The organism is Arthrobacter sp. 08Y14 (assembly GCF_002929455.1).
Taxonomy (GTDB): domain Bacteria; phylum Actinomycetota; class Actinomycetes; order Actinomycetales; family Micrococcaceae; genus Arthrobacter_B; species Arthrobacter_B sunyaminii.
On the sequence record NZ_PJIX01000068.1, the window covers coordinates 1 to 510 of the forward strand.

A 510-nucleotide genomic window follows, 5' to 3' on the forward strand; every position below is an offset into this window, starting at 1 on the left:
CGCGCCTATACGCTTGCCACCTCGATCATCGCTTTCTTCGACGAGCCCGTGCTTCTTGGCGAACGCACTGTCGTCGTCGGCTGCAGCATCGGCATCTGTGTTTCCGAAGGCGGCCAGGTGGAAGGCGGCGAGCTGACGCGTCGTGCCGACATGGCCATGTATTCGTCCAAGGACGGTGGTCGGGGGCGGTGGACGATCTACGATCCGCGCATGGACGAAGAGCGCGAAACCCGCAACCAGATGGAAATCGATCTCCGGAGCGCGATCGCCCGTGGCGAGATCACCGTCGTCTACCAGCCGGTCGTTGATGCGAAGACCTTCTCGCTTGTCAGTGTCGAGGCGCTGGCGCGCTGGACCCGCAAGGGGCATGGACCTGTTTCGCCCGATGTCTTCATTCCGATCGCCGAAGCGAGCGGGCTGATCGACCAGCTTGGGCTTTGCGTTCTGAGCCAGGCATTGGCGCAGCTTTCGCACTGGCCCGACCTGAAGCTCTCGGTGAATGTTTCTCCC

General features: G+C 62.5%; 1 protein-coding gene. It reads left to right on the top strand.

Annotated features, from left to right (window positions below; genetic code table 11):
• Nucleotides 1-510, top strand: a 510-nt coding sequence (locus CXR03_RS19035; protein ID WP_146070575.1) for an EAL domain-containing protein, incomplete at both ends; no start/stop codon positions are given.